This is a genomic window from Paludibaculum fermentans, from assembly GCF_015277775.1.
Taxonomy (GTDB): Bacteria; Acidobacteriota; Terriglobia; order Bryobacterales; family Bryobacteraceae; genus Paludibaculum; species Paludibaculum fermentans.
The window spans coordinates 3,545,341-3,563,390 of the sequence record NZ_CP063849.1 but is presented as its reverse complement, the minus strand read 5'-3'; the positions used below and the strand labels follow the sequence as shown (position 1 = coordinate 3,563,390).

At 62.7% G+C, this 18,050-nt stretch carries 18 protein-coding genes; 7 read left to right on the top strand and 11 right to left on the bottom strand.

From position 1 onward, the window contains the following. The first annotated feature begins 6 nt into the window (after positions 1-6). Positions 7-933 (top strand): metallophosphoesterase family protein, encoded by a 927-nt coding sequence (locus IRI77_RS13880; protein WP_228486733.1) that lies wholly within the window; start codon positions 7-9, stop codon positions 931-933. A 6-nt stretch (positions 934-939) separates the two neighbouring features. Here IRI77_RS13880 and IRI77_RS38035 read toward each other — a convergent pair whose 3' ends face one another. The 3 genes from IRI77_RS38035 to IRI77_RS13870 are packed head-to-tail and all read right to left on the bottom strand — an operon-like array spanning position 940 to position 2,765. Next, positions 940-1,302, bottom strand: coding sequence for a VOC family protein (locus IRI77_RS38035; protein ID WP_228486732.1), 363 nt, complete (start codon positions 1,300-1,302; stop codon positions 940-942). Further along, the gene (locus tag IRI77_RS38030; protein WP_228486731.1) at positions 1,235-1,792 is read right to left on the bottom strand and encodes a VOC family protein; all 558 of its coding nucleotides are present in this window, start codon (positions 1,790-1,792) and stop codon (positions 1,235-1,237) included. The genes IRI77_RS38035 and IRI77_RS38030 overlap by 68 nt, the downstream gene beginning before the upstream one ends. A gap of 31 nt (positions 1,793-1,823) precedes the next feature. After that, entirely contained in the window at positions 1,824-2,765 is a 942-nt protein-coding gene (locus IRI77_RS13870) for a pirin family protein (protein WP_228486730.1), read from the bottom strand. A 193-nt stretch (positions 2,766-2,958) separates the two neighbouring features. Between IRI77_RS13870 and IRI77_RS13865 the strand changes: the two genes are divergently transcribed. The 3 genes from IRI77_RS13865 to IRI77_RS13855 all read left to right on the top strand — a co-directional run bounded on the left by IRI77_RS13865 (position 2,959) and on the right by IRI77_RS13855 (position 6,262). Continuing rightward, entirely contained in the window at positions 2,959-4,464 is a 1,506-nt protein-coding gene (locus IRI77_RS13865) for a hypothetical protein (RefSeq protein WP_194452640.1), read from the top strand. Positions 4,465-4,511: 47 nt separating this feature from the next. Next, positions 4,512-5,612, top strand: coding sequence for a cellulase family glycosylhydrolase (locus IRI77_RS13860; protein WP_228486729.1), 1,101 nt, complete (start codon positions 4,512-4,514; stop codon positions 5,610-5,612). Positions 5,613-5,716: 104 nt separating this feature from the next. Next, entirely contained in the window at positions 5,717-6,262 is a 546-nt protein-coding gene (locus IRI77_RS13855; RefSeq protein WP_194452638.1) for a DinB family protein, read from the top strand. 59 nt (positions 6,263-6,321) lie between these two features. On the opposite strand, the gene IRI77_RS13850 is transcribed toward IRI77_RS13855, so the two are convergent. The 6 genes from IRI77_RS13850 to IRI77_RS13825 form a co-directional block, all read right to left on the bottom strand. Continuing rightward, positions 6,322-7,485 carry an AAA family ATPase gene (locus IRI77_RS13850; protein WP_194452637.1) on the bottom strand — a complete coding sequence of 388 codons (1,164 nt, stop codon included), beginning with the start codon at positions 7,483-7,485 and terminating at the stop codon, positions 6,322-6,324. A gap of 139 nt (positions 7,486-7,624) precedes the next feature. Next, positions 7,625-8,722, bottom strand: coding sequence for a sialidase family protein (locus tag IRI77_RS13845; RefSeq protein WP_194452636.1), 1,098 nt, complete (start codon positions 8,720-8,722; stop codon positions 7,625-7,627). Between the two features lie 64 nt (positions 8,723-8,786). Beyond that, a complete protein-coding gene (gene pnp / locus IRI77_RS13840) occupies positions 8,787-11,024 on the bottom strand; it encodes a polyribonucleotide nucleotidyltransferase (RefSeq protein ID WP_194452635.1) in 2,238 nt (745 codons plus the stop codon). A gap of 239 nt (positions 11,025-11,263) precedes the next feature. Beyond that, complete coding sequence (gene rpsO / locus IRI77_RS13835) at positions 11,264-11,533, bottom strand: 30S ribosomal protein S15 (RefSeq protein ID WP_194452634.1); 270 nt, start codon at positions 11,531-11,533, stop codon at positions 11,264-11,266. 68 nt (positions 11,534-11,601) lie between these two features. Further along, a complete protein-coding gene (locus tag IRI77_RS13830; RefSeq protein WP_194452633.1) occupies positions 11,602-12,042 on the bottom strand; it encodes a hypothetical protein in 441 nt (146 codons plus the stop codon). Between the two features lie 1,224 nt (positions 12,043-13,266). Continuing rightward, positions 13,267-13,665: a YybH family protein gene (locus IRI77_RS13825; protein ID WP_194452632.1), complete on the bottom strand. Its 399-nt coding sequence runs from the start codon at positions 13,663-13,665 to the stop codon at positions 13,267-13,269. Positions 13,666-13,788: 123 nt separating this feature from the next. Between IRI77_RS13825 and IRI77_RS38635 the strand changes: the two genes are divergently transcribed. Together IRI77_RS38635 and IRI77_RS13815 are read left to right on the top strand one after the other, a co-directional pair. Next, positions 13,789-14,178, top strand: coding sequence for a helix-turn-helix domain-containing protein (locus IRI77_RS38635; RefSeq protein WP_194451197.1), 390 nt, complete (start codon positions 13,789-13,791; stop codon positions 14,176-14,178). Further along, on the top strand, positions 14,175-15,068 hold the full coding sequence (locus tag IRI77_RS13815) for a DDE-type integrase/transposase/recombinase (RefSeq protein WP_194451196.1): 894 nt from the start codon (positions 14,175-14,177) through the stop codon (positions 15,066-15,068). Before IRI77_RS38635 ends, IRI77_RS13815 begins: the two co-directional genes overlap by 4 nt. A 199-nt stretch (positions 15,069-15,267) precedes the next feature. On the opposite strand, the gene IRI77_RS13810 is transcribed toward IRI77_RS13815, so the two are convergent. Both IRI77_RS13810 and IRI77_RS13805 read right to left on the bottom strand, forming a co-directional pair. Beyond that, positions 15,268-15,624 carry a Txe/YoeB family addiction module toxin gene (locus IRI77_RS13810; protein ID WP_194452631.1) on the bottom strand — a complete coding sequence of 119 codons (357 nt, stop codon included), beginning with the start codon at positions 15,622-15,624 and terminating at the stop codon, positions 15,268-15,270. Between the two features lie 38 nt (positions 15,625-15,662). Then, positions 15,663-16,109 carry a hypothetical protein gene (locus IRI77_RS13805; protein WP_194452630.1) on the bottom strand — a complete coding sequence of 149 codons (447 nt, stop codon included), beginning with the start codon at positions 16,107-16,109 and terminating at the stop codon, positions 15,663-15,665. A 1,394-nt stretch (positions 16,110-17,503) separates the two neighbouring features. Between IRI77_RS13805 and IRI77_RS13800 the strand changes: the two genes are divergently transcribed. Then, entirely contained in the window at positions 17,504-18,043 is a 540-nt protein-coding gene (locus tag IRI77_RS13800) for a mycothiol transferase (RefSeq protein ID WP_194452629.1), read from the top strand. Positions 18,044-18,050: the final 7 nt, after the last annotated feature.

Sequence of the window (18,050 nt, the reverse complement as noted above, 5' to 3'; positions counted from 1 at the left end):
ATGACCATGCACAGGAAGCAATTCCTGCAGGCAGCCGGCGGGGGACTTCTGTCCCTCGCCGCGCCCCGCCTGCTCGACGCCGATCCGGGGTCCGGCAAGTTCTATTTCGCCATCATCGCCGACTCCCACATCATTGACGACTTCTACAAAGGCCCCGAAGGCAGCCCCGAAGACACCGAGTCCATCTTCAAAACAACCGAGCGCCTCACCCAGACGCGCGACTACCTGAACAAGCTGCAGCCCAAGCTGGACCTGACGTTCCTGGTGGGCGACTACTTCCACAACTACCCCTCGCCGGACGTCGATTTCTATTTCCAGAACAGGACGCGCATTGACGTGGCGAAGTCGATCACCGACGGCTTCACGATGCCCGTGCACGTGGGCTACGGCAATCACGACTACGGGGTGCCGAAGGTGTCCCACGCGGTGTCGCACGAGCTGTTCCGCCGCAAGCTGGGCCTGCAGCCCTACTACTCGGTGGACCACAAGGGCTTCCAGTTCATCCACCTGAACAACTTCCTGGGTGAGACCTGGCAGCCGGGCCATGCCAAGTACGATAAGAAAGTGGGCAGCCTGGGGGAAGAGCAGTTGACCTGGCTGGAAGCGAAGCTGGATGCCCGCAAGCCCACGTTTGTGTTCATCCACTTCCCGCTATCGATTGTGGCGCCCAGAGAGAAGGCCGACTTCGGCCTGCACCCGCTGCTGAAGAAGCACAAGGACACGGTGCAACTGGTGGTGTCGGGCCACTGGCACCGCTGGTTCGAGTTCGGCCGGTCGTACGGGCCGCTGCACCAGGTGATCGCGGCCACGCGCTACGATCCGAATGCCTACCTGATTGTCGAGGCCGACACGAAGAAGCAGAGCCATCGCCTGCTGAATATCGACCTCGTGGACTGGAACACGCACTACAGCAAGCCGTGGCGCGGTCTGTAATTTCGCTTACGCGCCGGCCCTGATCCGCAGCGCGTTGCCCGACGGGTCGCGCACCAGGATGTCGCCGCCATTGTCCTCGACCGGCGAGGTGATGGCGGCGATTCTGCGTAGTTCGGACGCATCGGGCACCACTACGGTGAATTCCTTCAGCCCCAGCGCCCCATCGGGATTCGGCTTCGCCCCGGCGCCGGCCCAGGTGTTCACGGCGATGTGGTGATGGTAGCCGCCGGCCGACAGGAAGGTGGCCGAATGGCCATAGCGCAGGGTGATGTCGAAGCCGAGCACCCCGCGGTAGAAAGCCTCAGCGGCGGCGATGTCGGCGACATGCAGATGGACGTGGCCCCATGCGTGTGCCTTCCGCCAGGCCATGATCCGTGGGCGCGCCGATGGCCGCGGCCAGCACGCCTTGCGCATCCAGCGGGTCGGTCGCCATCTGGATCTCGGAGCCTTGAATGGTCCATTCGGCCCGGTCGCGATCGCGATAGATCTCGATGCCGTTGCCTTCGGGATCGGCCAGGTAGATGGCCTCGCTCACCAGATGGTCGGCCGCGCCCTGCAGCGGGACTCCGGTGTCGACCAGATGCTTCAAGGCCGCACCCAGGGCGCGGCGCGAAGGCACCAGGATGGCGAAATGATAGAGGCCGGCGGTGCGGGGCACACGCTGGGCGCCCGGAATTTCGTGGAGCACCAGCAGTTCCTCCGCGCCCACGCCGAGATGAGCCGTGTCCCCCTGTTGCTTCAGCAGTTGAAGGCCGAGCCGGGTGGTATAGAAATCGACCGACCGGCTGAGCGAAGCGACTGTCAACGAGACCGCTCCGACCGTCGTCGCGGCCGCGATGGGGCTATGGGCTGTGGTCACACCTGTTAGATGGGTGCGGCGGCCCAAAGGTTCAACGGGTGATGGGCCGGCCGATGAGTTGCGGCGCCCGCAGGCGCGCACCGTGGTAGGCGCGGACGTCCTCGAAGCGCACGTGCTGCTCCCAGTCGGCGCGGGCGGCGGCGATCTCCTCCTGGCTGCGGGCGACAAAGTTCCACCACATCAGGATGGTTTCGCCGAAGGGCGCTCCGCCGATGAGCAGCACCTGGGCGCCGGCGCGGGTGCTGAGCTGCATCTCACCGCGATGGGCTCCGAGATAGTAGAGCGTGTCGGGCTGAAGAGATTGCCCTTCGAAGGCGGCATCGCCTGAGAGGACGACCAGGGCGTGCTCGTACTCCGGGCGCAGCGGCAAGGCGGTGCTCAGGCCCGGGTGCACGGTGAGTTCAGCCCCCACCATGGGCGAGTAGGCCGCCCCGTCTGAATGACGGCCCATCCAGTCGCCCAGGATGACGTGCACCAGCACGCCGGGCTCCTCCAGCACAGGCGGCGTGGGATGGTGGCCAAACGCCGGCGGTCCGTTGCGATGGGCGTCGGGCAGCGCGACCCAGAGTTGGACTCCGTTGAGGCGGCCGGTGTTCTCGACGGGCGTCTCCTCAGTGTGCGCGATGCCGCGGCCGGCGGTCATCACGCCCAGTTGGCCGGGCCGCAGCAGGGCTTCCGTGCCAAGGCTGTCGTGATGGATGATCTCGCCGGAGAGCAGCCAGGACACGGTCTGCAGGCCGATGTGCGGATGCGGGGCGACATCCATGGGCTTCTCGTGGGTGAAGCTGAGAGGGCCGTAGCGGTCGAGGAAGCACCAGGGTCCGATCATGCGGCGCTGGCGAACAGGCAGGATGCGGCGGATGCGCATGTGGCCGAGATCGGTCTCGTGCGCCGGGTAAGTCTCCAGCACGCGGGCCGAGTCCGCGGCGGCGCACTCCTGGGCCGTTGATTCCGTTGGCTGCAGATTACTCATGGCGCCTCACCTCAGGAATATTGTGGCCTAAATGGCCTTGCATTGGCCGTAGAAAGTGCCAACATCTAGGGCGGCGTTGCGGCGCCGGCTTAATGAACCAAATCGGCCGGAGAATGTCCTCCGGATGCAGCCGATTTCGCTAGGAGGAATGTACGCTGTCCCCTATCGACAGCCGTGAGTGGAAGGAGAGCCCATGGTCAAGCCTGAATCAGCAATTGTGTTGCCTCGCGGAACGCAGGAATTTGAGGTGGAAACCCAAGGCCAGGTGGAATGGTCCCTGGAACCTTCTTTAGGACGTATCAGCAAATCGCATGCTCATCCGGGAAAGGCCGTCTACCACGCGCCGTTGTTCACTTGGAGCAGTGTCGATGTAAGAGTCACAGCCAAGGTGAAGGACGACGAGGCGGCCGGCGGCGAGGCGACGATTACCTTGTCCGGCACCCCGAACTGGCTGGTGACCCTGAGCCTCTTCTGGTTGGCGATCTTCAGTCTCGCGATCTGGATGCTATTCCGGATCTGGCCGGCGCCTCCGGCTCCCATCGCGGTGGAGGTGTTTCCTCCGGCCGTGACCCTCTCGCCGGGCACGGCGTTGCAGTTCGAAGCCCGGGTTTCGGGCGCGCCGGATCAGACGGTGAACTGGACGTCCTCAGCCGGCAGCATTACGCCCACGGGCCTCTTCACGGCGCCCACCGATCTGAAGGTGGGGGCGGCCATTACCGTTTCCGCTTCGCGGGCCGCGGACACGAAACAGTCCGCGGTGGCCCAGGTGATCGGGGCGGCGGAACAGTTGGTGATGACGAAGTCGGTGATCGTGGCCACGCAGATGGCGCCCGGCTCCAAGCTGCAGTTGGAGGCGCGCGGCAACTCTGAGAAGCCGGGTGAGGGACTCTCGTGGATGACCACGGATGGCACGATCGACTCCAAGAACGGAGTGCTCACGATGCCCGAGAAGTCGTGGTCGGGGCGCGCGGTGGTGACGGCCCTCGATCCGAAGAACCCCTTGCGGAAAGCCAGCGCGGTGGTGGTGCTGCGCGGAGGCTGCCTGGTGAACTCCTGCACGGAAGACCGGAACGTGGCAGGAATGTGGATCGCCTTCCTGATGGGTGGGTTGGGCGCCGCCTTGGGCGGGCTGCGGTCGTTTGTCGGGTTCGTGGGTAACCGCAAATTCGTGGCGAGCTGGGGCGTCTTCTATTTGTCGCGGCCCATCTTCGGAGCCGGCCTCGCTCTGCTGGTTCACTTCGGGTACCGGATGGGTGCGTTCAATGCCCCGGCGGGCAGCAATCCGATGGACCCGGCCAACGCTGCTTTCATCGGCGGCATCGTGGGCCTGTTCGCGGATGACGTCCTGGGCAAGCTGAAGGACTTCGTGGACCGGTTCCTGCAGATGTCGGAGCCGCGCACGGACAAGATGAAGCACGACGGAGAAGACACGGCTGCGGCGGCGCCTCCGGCTCCGGTGATCAAGTCGATCACCGCATCGCTGGCGAGCGGGAAGGTGATCGTGAAGGGGCAGAACTTCGTAGCCGGATCGAAGGTGCACGTCAATGGAACTGCCCAGGTGACGACCTTCACCAGCGCGACGGAGTTGTCGGCTGCGCTGGACAAAGCGACGCTCAAGGTGGACGACGAACTCAAGGTGGTGGTCGTCAACAGCGCGACCTCCAAGAGCGCGGAGATGGCCGGCAAAGTCGTGGCCTGACCCAGGCTGGCGGCGGTGGCCGCGGGTCGGATAGGATGGTCGCTTCCATGAAACGAATCCTCCTTGCCTCCCTGATGGCCGCCGCCGCTTTCGCCCAGCCCGCTCGCTGGAGCGAGAAGCAGGCCAACGACTGGTATGCGAAGCAGCCCTGGCTGGTGGGTGCGAACTACAATCCCGCCACCGCCATCAACGAGCTGGAGATGTGGCAGAAGGAGAGCTTCGATGCGGCCCGCATCGATCTCGAACTGGGGTGGGCGCAGGGCATCGGCATGAACACGATGCGCGTCTTCCTGCACGACCTGCCGTGGCAGCAGGATCCCACCGGGTACAAACAGCGGATCGGCCAGTTCCTGACGATTGCCGCGAAGCACAACATTCGCCCCATGTTTGTGCTGTTCGACTCATGCTGGGATCCGGCTCCGAAGCTGGGCAAGCAGCGGGCGCCGAAGCCGGGTGTCCACAACTCGGGCTGGGTGCAGAGCCCGGGTGCGGCGGCGCTGCAGGATCCCAAGCAGCAGGCGCGCCTGGAAGCCTATGTGAAGGGCGTGGTGGGCGCGTTTGCGAACGACGACCGCGTGCTGGCCTGGGACATCTGGAACGAGCCGGACAACACGAACGGGTCGAGCTACGGCAAGCTGGAACCGGCCAATAAGGTGGAGCTGGTGCTGCCGCTGATGAAGCAGTCGTTCGCGTGGGCGCGTTCCGCGAATCCGAAGCAGCCGCTTACCGCCGGAGTGTGGCAGGGCGACTGGTCGAGTGCCGCCAAGCTTTCGCCCATGGCCAAGGCTCAACTGGAACTGTCCGACGTGATCTCGTTCCACAACTATGACGGTCCGGCGGAGTTCGAGAAGAGGATCCAGTGGCTGAAGCCGCTGAACCGGCCCATCCTGTGCACGGAGTACATGGCGCGCGGCAACGGCAGTACGTTCCAGGGCACGCTGCCGGTGGCGAAGAAGTACAAGGTGGCGGCGATCAACTGGGGCCTGGTGGCCGGCAAGTCTCAGACCTTCCTGCCGTGGGATTCGTGGCAGAAGCCGTATGTCGATCGCGAGCCGGCGATCTGGTTCCACGAGGTCTTCAAGACCGACGGGAGTCCCTATAAGAAGGACGAGACGGACTTCATCCGAAAGATAACGTCCCAGAAATAGGGGCGGTGGCCGCGACCGCGACAAACATCACTTTTGCTGGGAAACCCGGACGTTGCGGCGCGCGGCCCGCTACACTGGGAGGCACCAACAGAGGAGGTTCTACTATGTCGATTTACGGAGCCAGCGAGCTGGCAAGAAGCTTTCGTACGGTTCGCAAGAACACGATCATCACGGCCCAGGAGATTCCGGAGGAACAGTATGGTTTCCGGGCGACTCCTGACACGCGCAGCGTGGCCGAGACCCTCATTCACATGGCAGTGATCCCCACCTTTGGTGAGCGGATCCACTTCAACGACAAGATCGATACGTTCGTGGGATTTGACTTCTTCGGTGTGATGGGCGCCCATTACGCCGCGGAGAAGGTGGCGCGGACGAAGGCCGAGATCATTGAGATGCTGACGGTGAACGGCGAGCGCTTCGCGCAGTTGCTGGATGGCGTCAGCGACGAAACGCTGGCGGAGACGATCACGTATCCGCCCGGCATGGAGCCGGCATTCAAGACGCGGTTTGAGATGCTGCTGAGCACCAAGGAGCACGAGATGCACCACCGGGGCCAACTGATGCTGATGCAGCGGATGATCGGCATTGTGCCGCATCTGACGCGGCACTTCCAGGCTCGTGTCGCTGAGATCCAGGCGGCGCAGAAGTAGCGGAAACGGTAGTTCGTTAGAGAATAAGAGGCTTGGCGTGGGCGCGCCAAGCCTCTTTTTTAGGCACCGTGCGCCAGGAGGCGGCGCAGTCCGGACCAACGTGGCGCTTCCATATTGGCCGCGTGATCAGGATTGCCCGACGCCAGGCGTTCGGCAAAGTGCCGTATGGCACGTCCTGCCGCCATTGAGGCAGGGAAGGGGAACTTGTAGTCGACCATGGCCGCGCGGATGGCTCGATGATCCTCGGGAATATTGGCGACGACGCCGGTGCCCAGGTACTGCTTGATGTCCTCCAGGCTGAGGTCGTTGCGGTTCCACGAGTTGACGATGGTTTTGATCTTCTCGGAGGCGACGCCGCGGCGGGCCATTTCCAGGGAGCGGCGCTTGGCGAGCTGCAGGGCGCAAGGCTCCTGCGTGGTGACGACGAAGACGGCCTGTGCGCGGCGCAGGACCTCCTCGGTGGCGTCGTTCACGAGTTCCGGCAGATCGACGACGATGCAGTCGTAGCGGGTCTGGAGGAAGCGCAGCAGGAGGTAGTAGTGGGTCCACTGCGGCAGCTTGGGGTGTATTTCGGCGGAGGCCAGCAGGAAGTCGACCCCGTGGCGGCGCGAAACATAGTTGTGCCAGCGCAGGGGATCGAGTTCCGAGGCGAATGCGAGGGCGCTTTGCGTACTGCCGCGGCTGGGGACACCGGCCATTTCGCCGAGCATGCCTGAGCGGAGATCGGCTTCCAGGCAGAGGACCCGCTGGGAAGGGGCGGAGGCGAGAACGGTAGCTGTTCCCAGGGCAAGAGTGCTGGCGCCCGAGCCGGCTTTGGCCGGCACGAAGCAGAAGAGATTGGCGATGGTCTGGTGATCGCGGCCGCGGATGGCGCTGACGATGGCGGATTCCAGCGCGTCGCGCTGGGGCGGGTAGGCGACGAAGAACTGGATGCCGTTGGACCGGAACAACTCCAACTGCGACGCGGTGCCACCCGAGCCGATGACCGGGGTGAGGGGGCAGCGAGCCTGGATCTCGCGCAGGCAGGCCAGCGCGGAGACCGAGTCGTCCAGGTCCAGCAGGACCAGATCCGGCTCGAACTGGCGGCAAGCGCTGCCGAGCCACTGTATTGCGGGGTAGCCGGTGGTTTGGCGGGCGATCGCAAGCTTGCCGCATTCCACGGCGAGCTTGTTCAGTGACTCGCATCTGGCCGGGCTGGAGCTGATCAACAACGTCGTAAACATAACGTGTATGACAGCGGAAGCACATTTGATGCCAAACCCCGGAGGTGGGTCCAAATGGGGGTTAGTGACGCCGGGGCGTCAGGAAACTGATGCTTCTCAGGTGAGTTCGTCAGGTTTTCGTCAGTACTTAACCTTATTACTAAATAAGTGAAGATTGAGAAACGCTGGCGAAGGCGATGCGGTCGTAGGGCGAGTACTCGCCGCATTCGTAGAGGCAGCCGATGCGGTCGCGCTTGAGCGGGGCGAGGCAGGAGTAGGCGGAGTAGCCGGCGTGGAGCACCTGGCCGGCGGACCAGGTCTTGCCTTCGTCGCGGGAGGCGCGGACGGTGAGTTTCTCCCGCTTGGTGGAGGCGGGGTTGGCGAAGTAGAGGACGCCGTCGCGGGCGATGAGGCTGGCCTGGCAGACGGATTCGATCAGGGCCTGGTCGTGGGTGATGGGATCCCAGGTGGCGCCGGCATCGTGGCTGATGGCGATGGCGCGGCGGTTCTGGCGGTGGTAGTTCCGCATGTTGAGCAGGAGGGCGCCGCTGCGGAGCTCGACGACCTGGCACTCGTTGGTGCCGGGCTCGGAGGAGCCGCCGATCTGCCAGGTGCGGCCATGGTCGTCACTATAGATGACGTGGGAGAGGGTGGCGCGGGTGCCTTCGACGGCATGGTCGCAGGGGATGACGAGGCGGCCGGTGCGGGTCTGGATGCCGACTCCGGGTCCGGTGGCGTACCACGTCCAATTGTCCTTGCGGGTGAAGCTGGTGATCTCGTTCAGGATGGTCCAGGTGAGGCCGTCGTCGTCGCTGGTGGTCATGAAGACGGTGCGGCGGTCGGGCACGGTGCGATCGATGATCTGGCGTTCGGTGACGTTGCCGGGATTGACGGTGAGGGGCAGGAAGATGCGGCCGGTTTTGGCGTCCTGGACGGGGCAGGGGTTGCCGACGGTATCGGGGCCGCGATCGGCGATGATCTCGATGCCGGACCAGGTGCGGCCCTGGTCGGTGCTGCGCTTGAGGACGATGTCGATGTCGCCGCTATCGGACTGGCCGCCTTTGCGGCCTTCCGCGAATGCCAGCAGGGTCCCTTTGCGGGTGGCGAGCAGGGCGGGGATGCGGAACGACTTATAGCCATCGTCGCCTGCCTGGAAGACCGTGGTTTTGGCGAGGGGATCGGGTGCGGCGGCGAGCGCGGGCGCGGAGAGAAGGCCGGTGAGGCAGGAGCGTCGGGTGAGCTTGGGTGAAGTTGGCATGGATATGATAAGGCCCGGCTTGGAGGCCGGGCCTTATTCCTCAAGTCAGTTGTAGTTTAGCGAGTTAGCGGCGGCGGTCGCCACGGTCGCGGCGGGGGCCGCGATCGCCACGGTCACCACCACGGTCACTGCGGGGCGGACGGTCGCCGGACGGAGCGGCGGCGACGGGTGCGCCTTCAGCGGCCGGTGCGGAAGCGTCGCCGGGGCCCTTGAGCTTCTCGCGCTGCTCGCGGAGAACGGCCTTGCGGCTGAGCTTGATCTTGTTGCCTTCCTGCGCGAGCACCTTGACGAGGATCTGGTCGCCCTCGTTGAGCTCGTCGCGCACGTTGGCGACGCGATTCTCGCTGATTTCGCTGATGTGGAGCAGGCCGTCGGTGCCGGGGAAGATCTCGACGAAGGCGCCGAACTCAGCGATGCGGACGACTTTGCCGAGGTAGGTCTTGCCGATTTCAGCCACGGCGGCGATGTCGGTGACCATCTGGATGGCCTTCTTGGCGGACTCACCGTCGGAGGCGAAGATGTTCACGGTGCCATCGTCGTGGACGTCGATCTTGACGCCGGTCTGTTCGATGATGCCGCGGATGACCTTGCCGCCCGGTCCGATGATCTCGCGGATCTTGTCGGTGGGGACGGTGACGGTGTAGATGCGAGGAGCGTAGATGCTCATCTCGGAGCGGGGCTCCGGCAGAGCCTCTTCCATCTTGCCGAGGATGAACAGGCGGGCTTCGCGGGCCTGGGCCAGCGCTTCCTTCATGATGGAGGTGCTGACGTTGGGCACCTTGATATCCATCTGGAGGCCGGTGATGCCGGCGCGCGTACCAGCGACCTTGAAGTCCATGTCGCCGTAGTGGTCTTCGGCACCGGCGATGTCGGTGAGGATGGCGTACTTGTCGCCTTCCTTCACGAGGCCCATGGCGATGCCGGCCACGGGGGCTTTGAGCTTCACACCGGCGTCCATCAGGGAGAGGGACGCGCCGCAGACGGTGGCCATCGAGCTGGAGCCGTTGGATTCCAGGATGTCGCTAACGATGCGGAGGGTGTAGGGGAAGTCGGCTTCGGGCGGGATGACTGGGATGATGGAGCGTTCGGCCAAGGCGCCGTGACCGACTTCGCGGCGGCCGGGGCCGCGCATGAAGCCGACTTCGCCCACGCTGAACGGGGGGAAGTTGTAGTGGAGCATCAGCTTCTTGGAGGTTTCCTGGAGGTTCAGGCTCTCCATGCGCTGTTCATCTTCCTTGGTGCCGAGGGTGGTGTTGACCAGGGCCTGGGTTTCACCGCGGGTGAAGAGGGCGGAGCCGTGAACGCGGGGCAGGACGCCGACTTCGATGGAGATGTTGCGGATCTCGTCCATGGCGCGGCGGTCGGGCCGCTGGCGGAGCTCGAGCATCTCGTAGCGGAAGATCTTCTCGCGGAGGGTCTCGAAGCAGATCTTGGCTTCGGTCTTGTCGGCATCCTCGGTGAAGAGGGCGTTGGCTTCGGCGGCGAGGTCGTGGACCTTGGAGTAGCTCTCGGTTTTGCCGTACTTCTTGGTATCGAGGGCGTCGGCGAGGCGATCCTTCACGAGGGCTTCGATCTTGGAGTAGACCTCGGCGTTGCGGGCAGCGGGGGTGAAGACGCGCTTGGCCTGACCGCACTTGGCGACCAGTTCCTTGATGCCGGCGATGATCTTGCGGCAGCACTCGTGGCCGAACTCGATGGCGGCGAGGACTTCTTCCTCGGAGGCTTCGGTGGCGCCGGCTTCGACCATGACGATGCCGGATTCAGTGCCGGCGACGACGATGTTGAGTTTGGCGCCCTTCTGCTGTTCGTAGGAGGGATAGGGGATGAACTCGCCGTTCACGTTGGCGACGCGGAGGCCAGCCAGGACGTGTTCGAAGGGGATGTTGGAGATGGCGAGAGCGGCAGCGGCGCCGGTGATGGCCATGGTAGCCGGGTCAGTATCGGGCGCGGCCGAGAGGACCATGCCGATGACCTGGGTTTCGCAGGTGTAGCCTTCGGGGAACAGCGGACGGATGGGGCGATCGATGAGGCGAGAGGTGAGGATTTCCCGGTCGCTGGGACGGCCTTCGCGCTTGAGGTAGCCGCCAGGGATGCGGCCGGCTGCGTAGGTGTACTCGCGGTAGTCGACCGTGAGAGGGAAGAAAGCCGCGTTCGGCTTCGGTTCAGAATTGGAGCACGCGGTGCAGAGCACCACGGTATCACCGGACTTCACGACAACAGCGCCGTGAGCTTGCTTAGCGAGTTTGCCTGTTTCCAGGGTCAGGAGTCGACCACCCAGGTCGATTTCAACGGAATGAGTCATTACAATTCTCCCAGGGCTGCCGGCATCTCAGGCCGGCGAGCCATTCGATTTTTGATGTGGTAGGAACTTGAGAAGGGGCGGGGCATCATCGCGGGGCAGACCGGGCGAATGCGCAGAGCCTTTCGGACGAACGTCTCCCGTGGTGAGACGTCCAACCGAAAGGCTCGTGCCATGTCGGGAAGGTCCGCAGTGCGGAGCCCCACCGGAAAGGCGGGGTAGACCGCAGAAGGAGCCTGAAGTTAGCGGCGGATGCCGAGGCTGAGAATCAGAGACTTGTAGCGCTCGGGGTTCCGGCTCTTCAGATAGTCCAACAACCGGCGGCGGCGGGCAACCATGATGAGCAGGCCGCGGCGGCTGTGGTGGTCCTTCTTGTGGGTCTTAAAGTGCTCAGTAAGCAACAGAATGTTCTGGCTCAGAAGAGCGATCTGCACTTCCGGCGACCCAGTATCCGTCTTGTGGACGCGATACTTGGTAATCGTATTTGTTTTGGCTTCAGCCGCCAGTGCCATTATTTAAAACACACTCCTCATCTTACGTTCGTTTTCTGTACCATTTCAGAGTAGCACAGATTGAGTGACTACTTCCGGCCGCACGCTTCTTCGTATCCGCGTGCGAGATGGTAGACGAGCAGATCGAAGAACCGGCCGAGCCGGTGTTCGAGCTCCTCTTCGGCGTAGAGATCCACGCCGGACTGGACGACCATCTCGTCTCTTATGAAGTCGAGGGTGGCATCCTTCATCAATTGTACAGTGCGGAGGGCCTGGCTGAGGGGGACTCCGGCGAGGTAGCGGTCGCGGCCTACCTTCTCATAATGCAGGGCGAGTTCGTCTTCGTGGTGGGCGGAGACGAGGTAGTTGCCGAGGTTGTGGAGGAGGCGCCGGCAGGTTTCGGTGATCTCGGATTCGGGGAGTTGACTGATGTGGGAGAGTCCGTGGCTGGAGCGGAGGAGCCGCAGGAACCGGCCGCTGATGGCTTCCCAATGATCTTCCACCTGATGGATCAGCTTGGCGGATACCATGGCGCAGCCTTTCATTTAAGGATAGATGGCTGGTAATGGGTTACGCCGGTGGGTGGCCGGAGTCAAGGGGGGCGGTGGGGGCTGTTGCGGCGGTGGAGAAGACTTTCGCCTGGGGGCGAAGAGATGGGTTTGATCGCTCAGATCCCTTTGGATTGGTTGGGGTTGGGTGGTGGATGGAGCGGGCGTCGTTGATGTTGGGATGGGCCCCCGGCAATGCCGGGGGGAATGTTGGGGGGGGCGGTGGGGGCTGTTGCGGCGGTGGAGGGGACTTTCGCCTTGGAGCGAAGAGATGGGTTTGATCGCTCAGATCCCTTGGGATTGGTCGGTGGATGGGGCGGGTGTCGTTGATGTTGGGATGGGCCCCCGGCAATGCCGGGGGGGAATGCTGGGGGAGGCTGCGTTGGTTGATGCGGCGGTGGAGAAGACTTTCGCCTTGGGGGGAAGATATGGGTTTGATCGCTCAAGTCCTTTGGGATTGGTTGGGGGATGGGGGAGTGTCGTTGTTGTTGGGATGGGCCCCCGGCAATGCCGGGGGGAATGCTGGGGGCGGCTGCGTTGGTTGATGCGGCAGTGCAGAAGACTTTCGCCTTGGGGCGAAGAAATGGGTTTGATCGCTCACGGAGAGCGAAATGGGTACTTTCGCCTTTGGGCGAAGAAGTGGGTTTGATCACTCATAAAGAGAGTTGACTGGACTTTCGCCTGAGGGCGAAGAGATGGGTTTGATCGCTCAAGAATGAGGGATTGCGGGCGGCGGCTATCCTTATTGTCTTGTTTGTTGGCGTTGGTCTCCCAACCTGGGGCGGTCGCCGATGAGGGCGGCCGCAGGGGGGCGGCGGTTTTCGATTCAAAGATCCAGCGGCGCATGCGGGTGGATCGCTTGCTCCGCCGGTTCCATGATGCACGACGCGGAGGCGGGATCTGGGATTGTTTGCGCCAAGTGGGTGCAAGGAAAAGAGAAATAAGTCCGATTCGGCGGTGAATGAGGAAAGGTTCATGCTGCGGGCGGCAGAGAATTGGGCCGGAGCGGGATGAGCCCGGACGTATGGCGTGCAACTTCCAGATCGCCCGACCGCCGTTCTGAGAATCGGCCAGACGATTGAACGGGCCGGACGTGCTTCGGTCGAGCGCCCTGCGTCAAGGGCGTTTACGCCCAGGTGATACGCCAGAATCGAATCTACGGCAGCTCAGTCCCTCTCACGGGAACAGCATCTGGACATCCTCATTTCACCTCGAAACGGGAGACAGCGTATGGGCATCACGGGCCAACAGCCAGTGGCCGTCGGGCTGTTTACGGTAGATGGTGAGCCGATGGCCGGCCAACTCGGTTGCTTCTCCTCCGGCGCGCGGTTTCACGCATAACGAATCCCGGCATCGTGTGTAGGCGACCTCCCCGAAGACGGCGACCTCCTCAATCTCGCTCACGCAATGAATCCAAGAGCGTTGGTGACCGATTAAAAAGCCGTTGGGGAATTCACGCTGACCAATTGGCTCTCTGCCTGGATTCAGAAACACGACATCGTCCGTCATCAAGGCGAGCAACCGCGCAAGATCGCCCGCATTGACCGCATCAATCCAGGAAGAATGTACCTCGCGTATGGCGCCTTCATCACTTCCAATGTGCATTGGTTCAAGATATCAACAACTACAGCAATCGCTAAGTGGTTGCACGTGCTTTGTCGTCCAATAGCAGTTCGTCTCCCGCCCCGCGATTTTCTTGGACACTGATTTGAAGAAAGGAGAGTCAGCATGTCCAGCAACAAGCAATCGGTCCCGGGGGCCTCGGAGGGAGCCCGAAGGGCGACCTCCGAGGCCCCCGGGACCGGCCGCCGAGGCAAGGGCCGCTGGTCGGCCAAGCGCAAGATGGCGGTCGTTCTTGAGTTCCTCCGAGGCGAGGATCTGGAGAGCTTGAGCCGCAAATACGCGGTCACCGCCGCCACGCTGTCCGATTGGCGGGACGCGTTTCTCGCCAGCGGCGAGGCTGGCCTGAAGATCCGCGAAGACGATCTGGTCGATGAGCAGGGCCGGCGCATGAAGTCCGTCATCGCCGAACTCGCCATGACCGTCGAACTGCAACGCGAGCGCATCCAGCAACTGGAGAACGCCAACCCTTCTCTGAAGTGGAGGTCGAAGCGATGAGCCAAGCCCAGTCGCCCTCCACTGGCCGCAAGTACGGGCGGGCTCGTGTTCTGACCGTGTGGGGCCAGCCGCGCTCGACGTTCTATGCCAGGCAGCAGAGAGCACGCCAACCCGCGGCTTTGCAGCGGCGCGGTCCGAAGACGAAGTACACAGATGCCGAGTTGTTGGAGCAGATCCGCGCCGTCCTGGCGGCTTCGCCCTTCCATGGCGAGGGGCATCGCAAGATCTGGGCGAGACTGCGAGCCCAAGCGGTCCGCACCTCCAAGCCACGCGTCCTGCGCCTGACGCGAGAGAACGAACTGCTGGCGCCGCAACGGCAGCTCGTGCCGGTGGAGGAGAAGTTGCATGACGGTTCCATCGTGACCAGCCAGCCCAACCAGATGTGGGGCACCGATGCCACCGCTACCGTTACCCTCGCCGATGGCCAGGTCACTGTCTTCGCCGCCATCGACCACTGCACCGCCGAGTGCGTGGGCATTCACGCCGTCAAGCGCGCCACCCGCTTTGAGGCACTGGAACCATTGCGACAGGGCGTGCGTGAGCACTTCGGCGCCTTCGGCCCCAAAGCCGCCGCCGGCTTGCAGATCCGCCACGACCACGGCTCGCAATACATGAGCGACCACTTTCAAAACGAGCTCCGCTTTCTCGGCATGGATTCCTCGCCTGCCTTTGTCCGTGAACCCGAATGCAATGGCTGCATTGAGCGTTTCTTCCGCACTCTCAAAGAGCAGCTTCTCTGGGTGCGGCACTTCCAGGACCTCGAAGAATTGCAGGCCGCACTGCGCGAGTTCCGCGATCGCTACAACCGCGAGTGGCTGATCGAACGTCTCAGCTTTCAGTCTCCGCGACAGGCTCGCGAGCGCCTCCTTGCGCTCCAGCATGCCGCATGATTATGGTGAATTTACTGTCCAAGAAATCGCGCGCGCAACACCAATAGCAGTTCGTGAAATGCCGCCGTCCAGCGTTCGATCCGCCACCTTGCCGTATCCGCAAACCGCGGAAGCGCCGGCAAGCGACGGCCGGTTTCAGTTGCGATGCCGGCTTGCGGGGCGCAATCCCCTATAGCGAGCCGATCCTTGTCAACCCCACTCATCGTTTTTTGTCATCCCATTCAATAGTGATTCGGGCCTGACGGAAACCGGCCGACTCGTCGGCTACGGGGTACACGAGCCGGTGTTCCTGCGTGACGCGCCGCGACCAACAGAGGGCAAGGACTTGTTTCAGCGGTCCAGGCTTTCCAGTTCCCCCTCCGAATGGGTCCCGCATGACTCTCTCAACCAGATGGAGGACTCTGCCGGCAACTCCGCATTCGCTCTTTAGAAGACGTTGCCGGAACAGTGCAACCAGACCTTCCCGGTGGCCCCGCGTTTCCCGATGCTTCTTGCCTGTGCCGACTGCTTTGTCTGGACCACACAACCAGGCAGTTGGGCGGATACAAGCCGACATATCAGGAACTAGTTGCTGACCGTCCCACCCCGGCGCAACTAGCCCGATTCTGACGCAGCCTTCCTCGTTTGGAACCACCCAATGAGGAGCAGGGTAACCGCAATGGCCAACTGATTGGCCGTGGACGCTCTGGCGTCGAGCAGTTGCTCAGAGGTGGTGAGCCTGAGCGAATTCGCCATTGCTTGCCACAGCGCCCTTTGTCCCGGCCCGAACATTGGTAGCACTAGCAGGTACATGAAGAAGTTCAGCCATGCGATCCATAGGACCACACCCCAGAGTCGCGGAATCCTCTGCAGCGCTCCTTGGTGATCATGTATCAGCACCACCAGCAGCACGGCAAACAAGATTCGCGTGAACCAGGTTTGGACGGCACGGCTTTGGACAATGATTACCTCAAAAAAGGAGGCGGCGTAGGCAGCACCGCAGAACACGGCAATCGCCAAGACGACCATCAATGAAAATCGATCTCGAGCCGATCTGGACATATTATCGGTATCAGGGTTGAGGCTGGTGCTTCTCACCGTGGTTTAGCATAGCGCAGACAGAGAACCGCCCCAGTGACTGGTGCTTCCAGTGAGCTCGCTCTGCCTTCGTTCCATTGCGCCGACTGGACCGCCATAGCCGCCCAATGGCAGACAAGCCAACATATCGCCCACGAGTCCAGCCTGGGAACAGTTCTTCCCGCCTAAGTGTCAGAATATTCTGCAGATGGCTATAGTGACTAGCGCCGTTCTGCCCTTGTTCGCGTGTTCGCTTCAACTGATAGACGAGTTCGTATGGGAGCACGGCAGCTTGGCCGAAGCCTCGATGTATGCGGCGGTCTGTTGGACGCTCGGGTTCGTCGCCATCAGACACACGGGTTGGGTGCTTCGACAGGCACTCCAAATTGCGCGAATATACCCTGCAACTTCAGCCAACCTCCAGGCGGAGCGATCATGGTACCCAAGGATCGTGCGTGGCCTTGGCGCGACTTTTCTGTTCTGTGCGTTCATTTTCACCGCGACAATCATATGGCGGATATTATGGGTTCTGAATCTGCACGTGTAAGCGCCAGCCGAAAGGCAAGCATATCCCCCAAAAAACGGCCAAGAGGCGGGGATATCGGACTTTGACCGCTTGACCGAGCCCCCGGACTACCCTGCCTGACGAAGAAACCTATGTTCTGTCCTAGATGTGGCGACGAGTTGGCAGTTGTCAGAGGCGCGTTGACGTGTGTGCGAGGCGACATGCCGCTCAGCGATGACATGAAGGCGGGCCTAATTGAGGTCTTCATTCGCAAGACCCGCAGCTCTCAGCGACGGCTGTCATTCAACACCAATTGCGACTGGTATTGTCCCGGCTGCAACGCGCCAATGATCGCGAATGACGGCTCTGTCATTTGTCCCGACTGCGGAGGACTACTCAACGACTTCGTGTATCGCCTTATCGAATTCCATCCGCATCGCGATGCCCACGGAAACTGGACGTAATATCGGCAACGGGCGTTGCGTTGGAGGTTGTGGACGAGATACTGGCTTGTCGTAAACTAGCCCGAAACGGTGTTCGGCAAGCCCCGCTGGGCCGTTGCAGAATCCACTCAAGTCAAGTTGACGTAAAACGCCCAAGCCGCTGATGCGGCTCGCGTCCGGCGCTCTTGTCGGATTGCTTCCCGGGGACGCCCTTGGCTCTGTCGGCACCTTCGGATGGATGGTCGGCACTCGGGAACTTGAGCTGGATCGGGTAGGGGGAGAGGCGTTGGAACTGGTTGCTTCCTGTTTGCGGGTGATCGGGCATTGAGGAAGTGCTGGCGGGACAAGCTCGATACGGCGCGAGTTTGCGGGCTGCATCGAGCGAGGGTTCAGGGTAATTCGCGCGCTTTGCCCGGTTTGTATACTTGGACGTGGAATTTCCGTTGGCTGGCCGCCATGCACGGTTGCCGCTTCGCATTGAGCCGATCGCCGGTTTTGCGCCTACGATTGGCCGTTTGGTTTGCATCCTGACGCACTCGCGACGGGCGCTCACGGCGGCCGTTGACGGCCTCTCTGGCGATCAGTTGGATCATCTTCACGATGCGGCGAGTAATTCGATCGGCGCCCTGTTGGCGCATGCGGCGGCCGTCGAATGGTGGCATCAGGTGCTCACGTTCGGGGCGCACGTGCCGTCGGCGAGCGAGGAGGCGCCCTGGTTGGCCGCGCTCGATTTGGGAGCGGCTGCGCGGGCGCAGATTCGAGGCCGAGACACCGAATCCTATCTGGAGGCGCTCGACCGGGCTCGCGAAGCAACGTTGTCTGCCCTGCGCCAGATGGATGACGACTGGCTCGAGAGACCGCTCGTCGCGATGCCCGAGAGGAATGCCCACTGGGCGTGGTTCCACGTGGCAGAAGATGAAATCAGCCACGCCGGCCAGATCCGATGGCTCCGTGCTCGCCTTCCTCGATGAGCCGGTC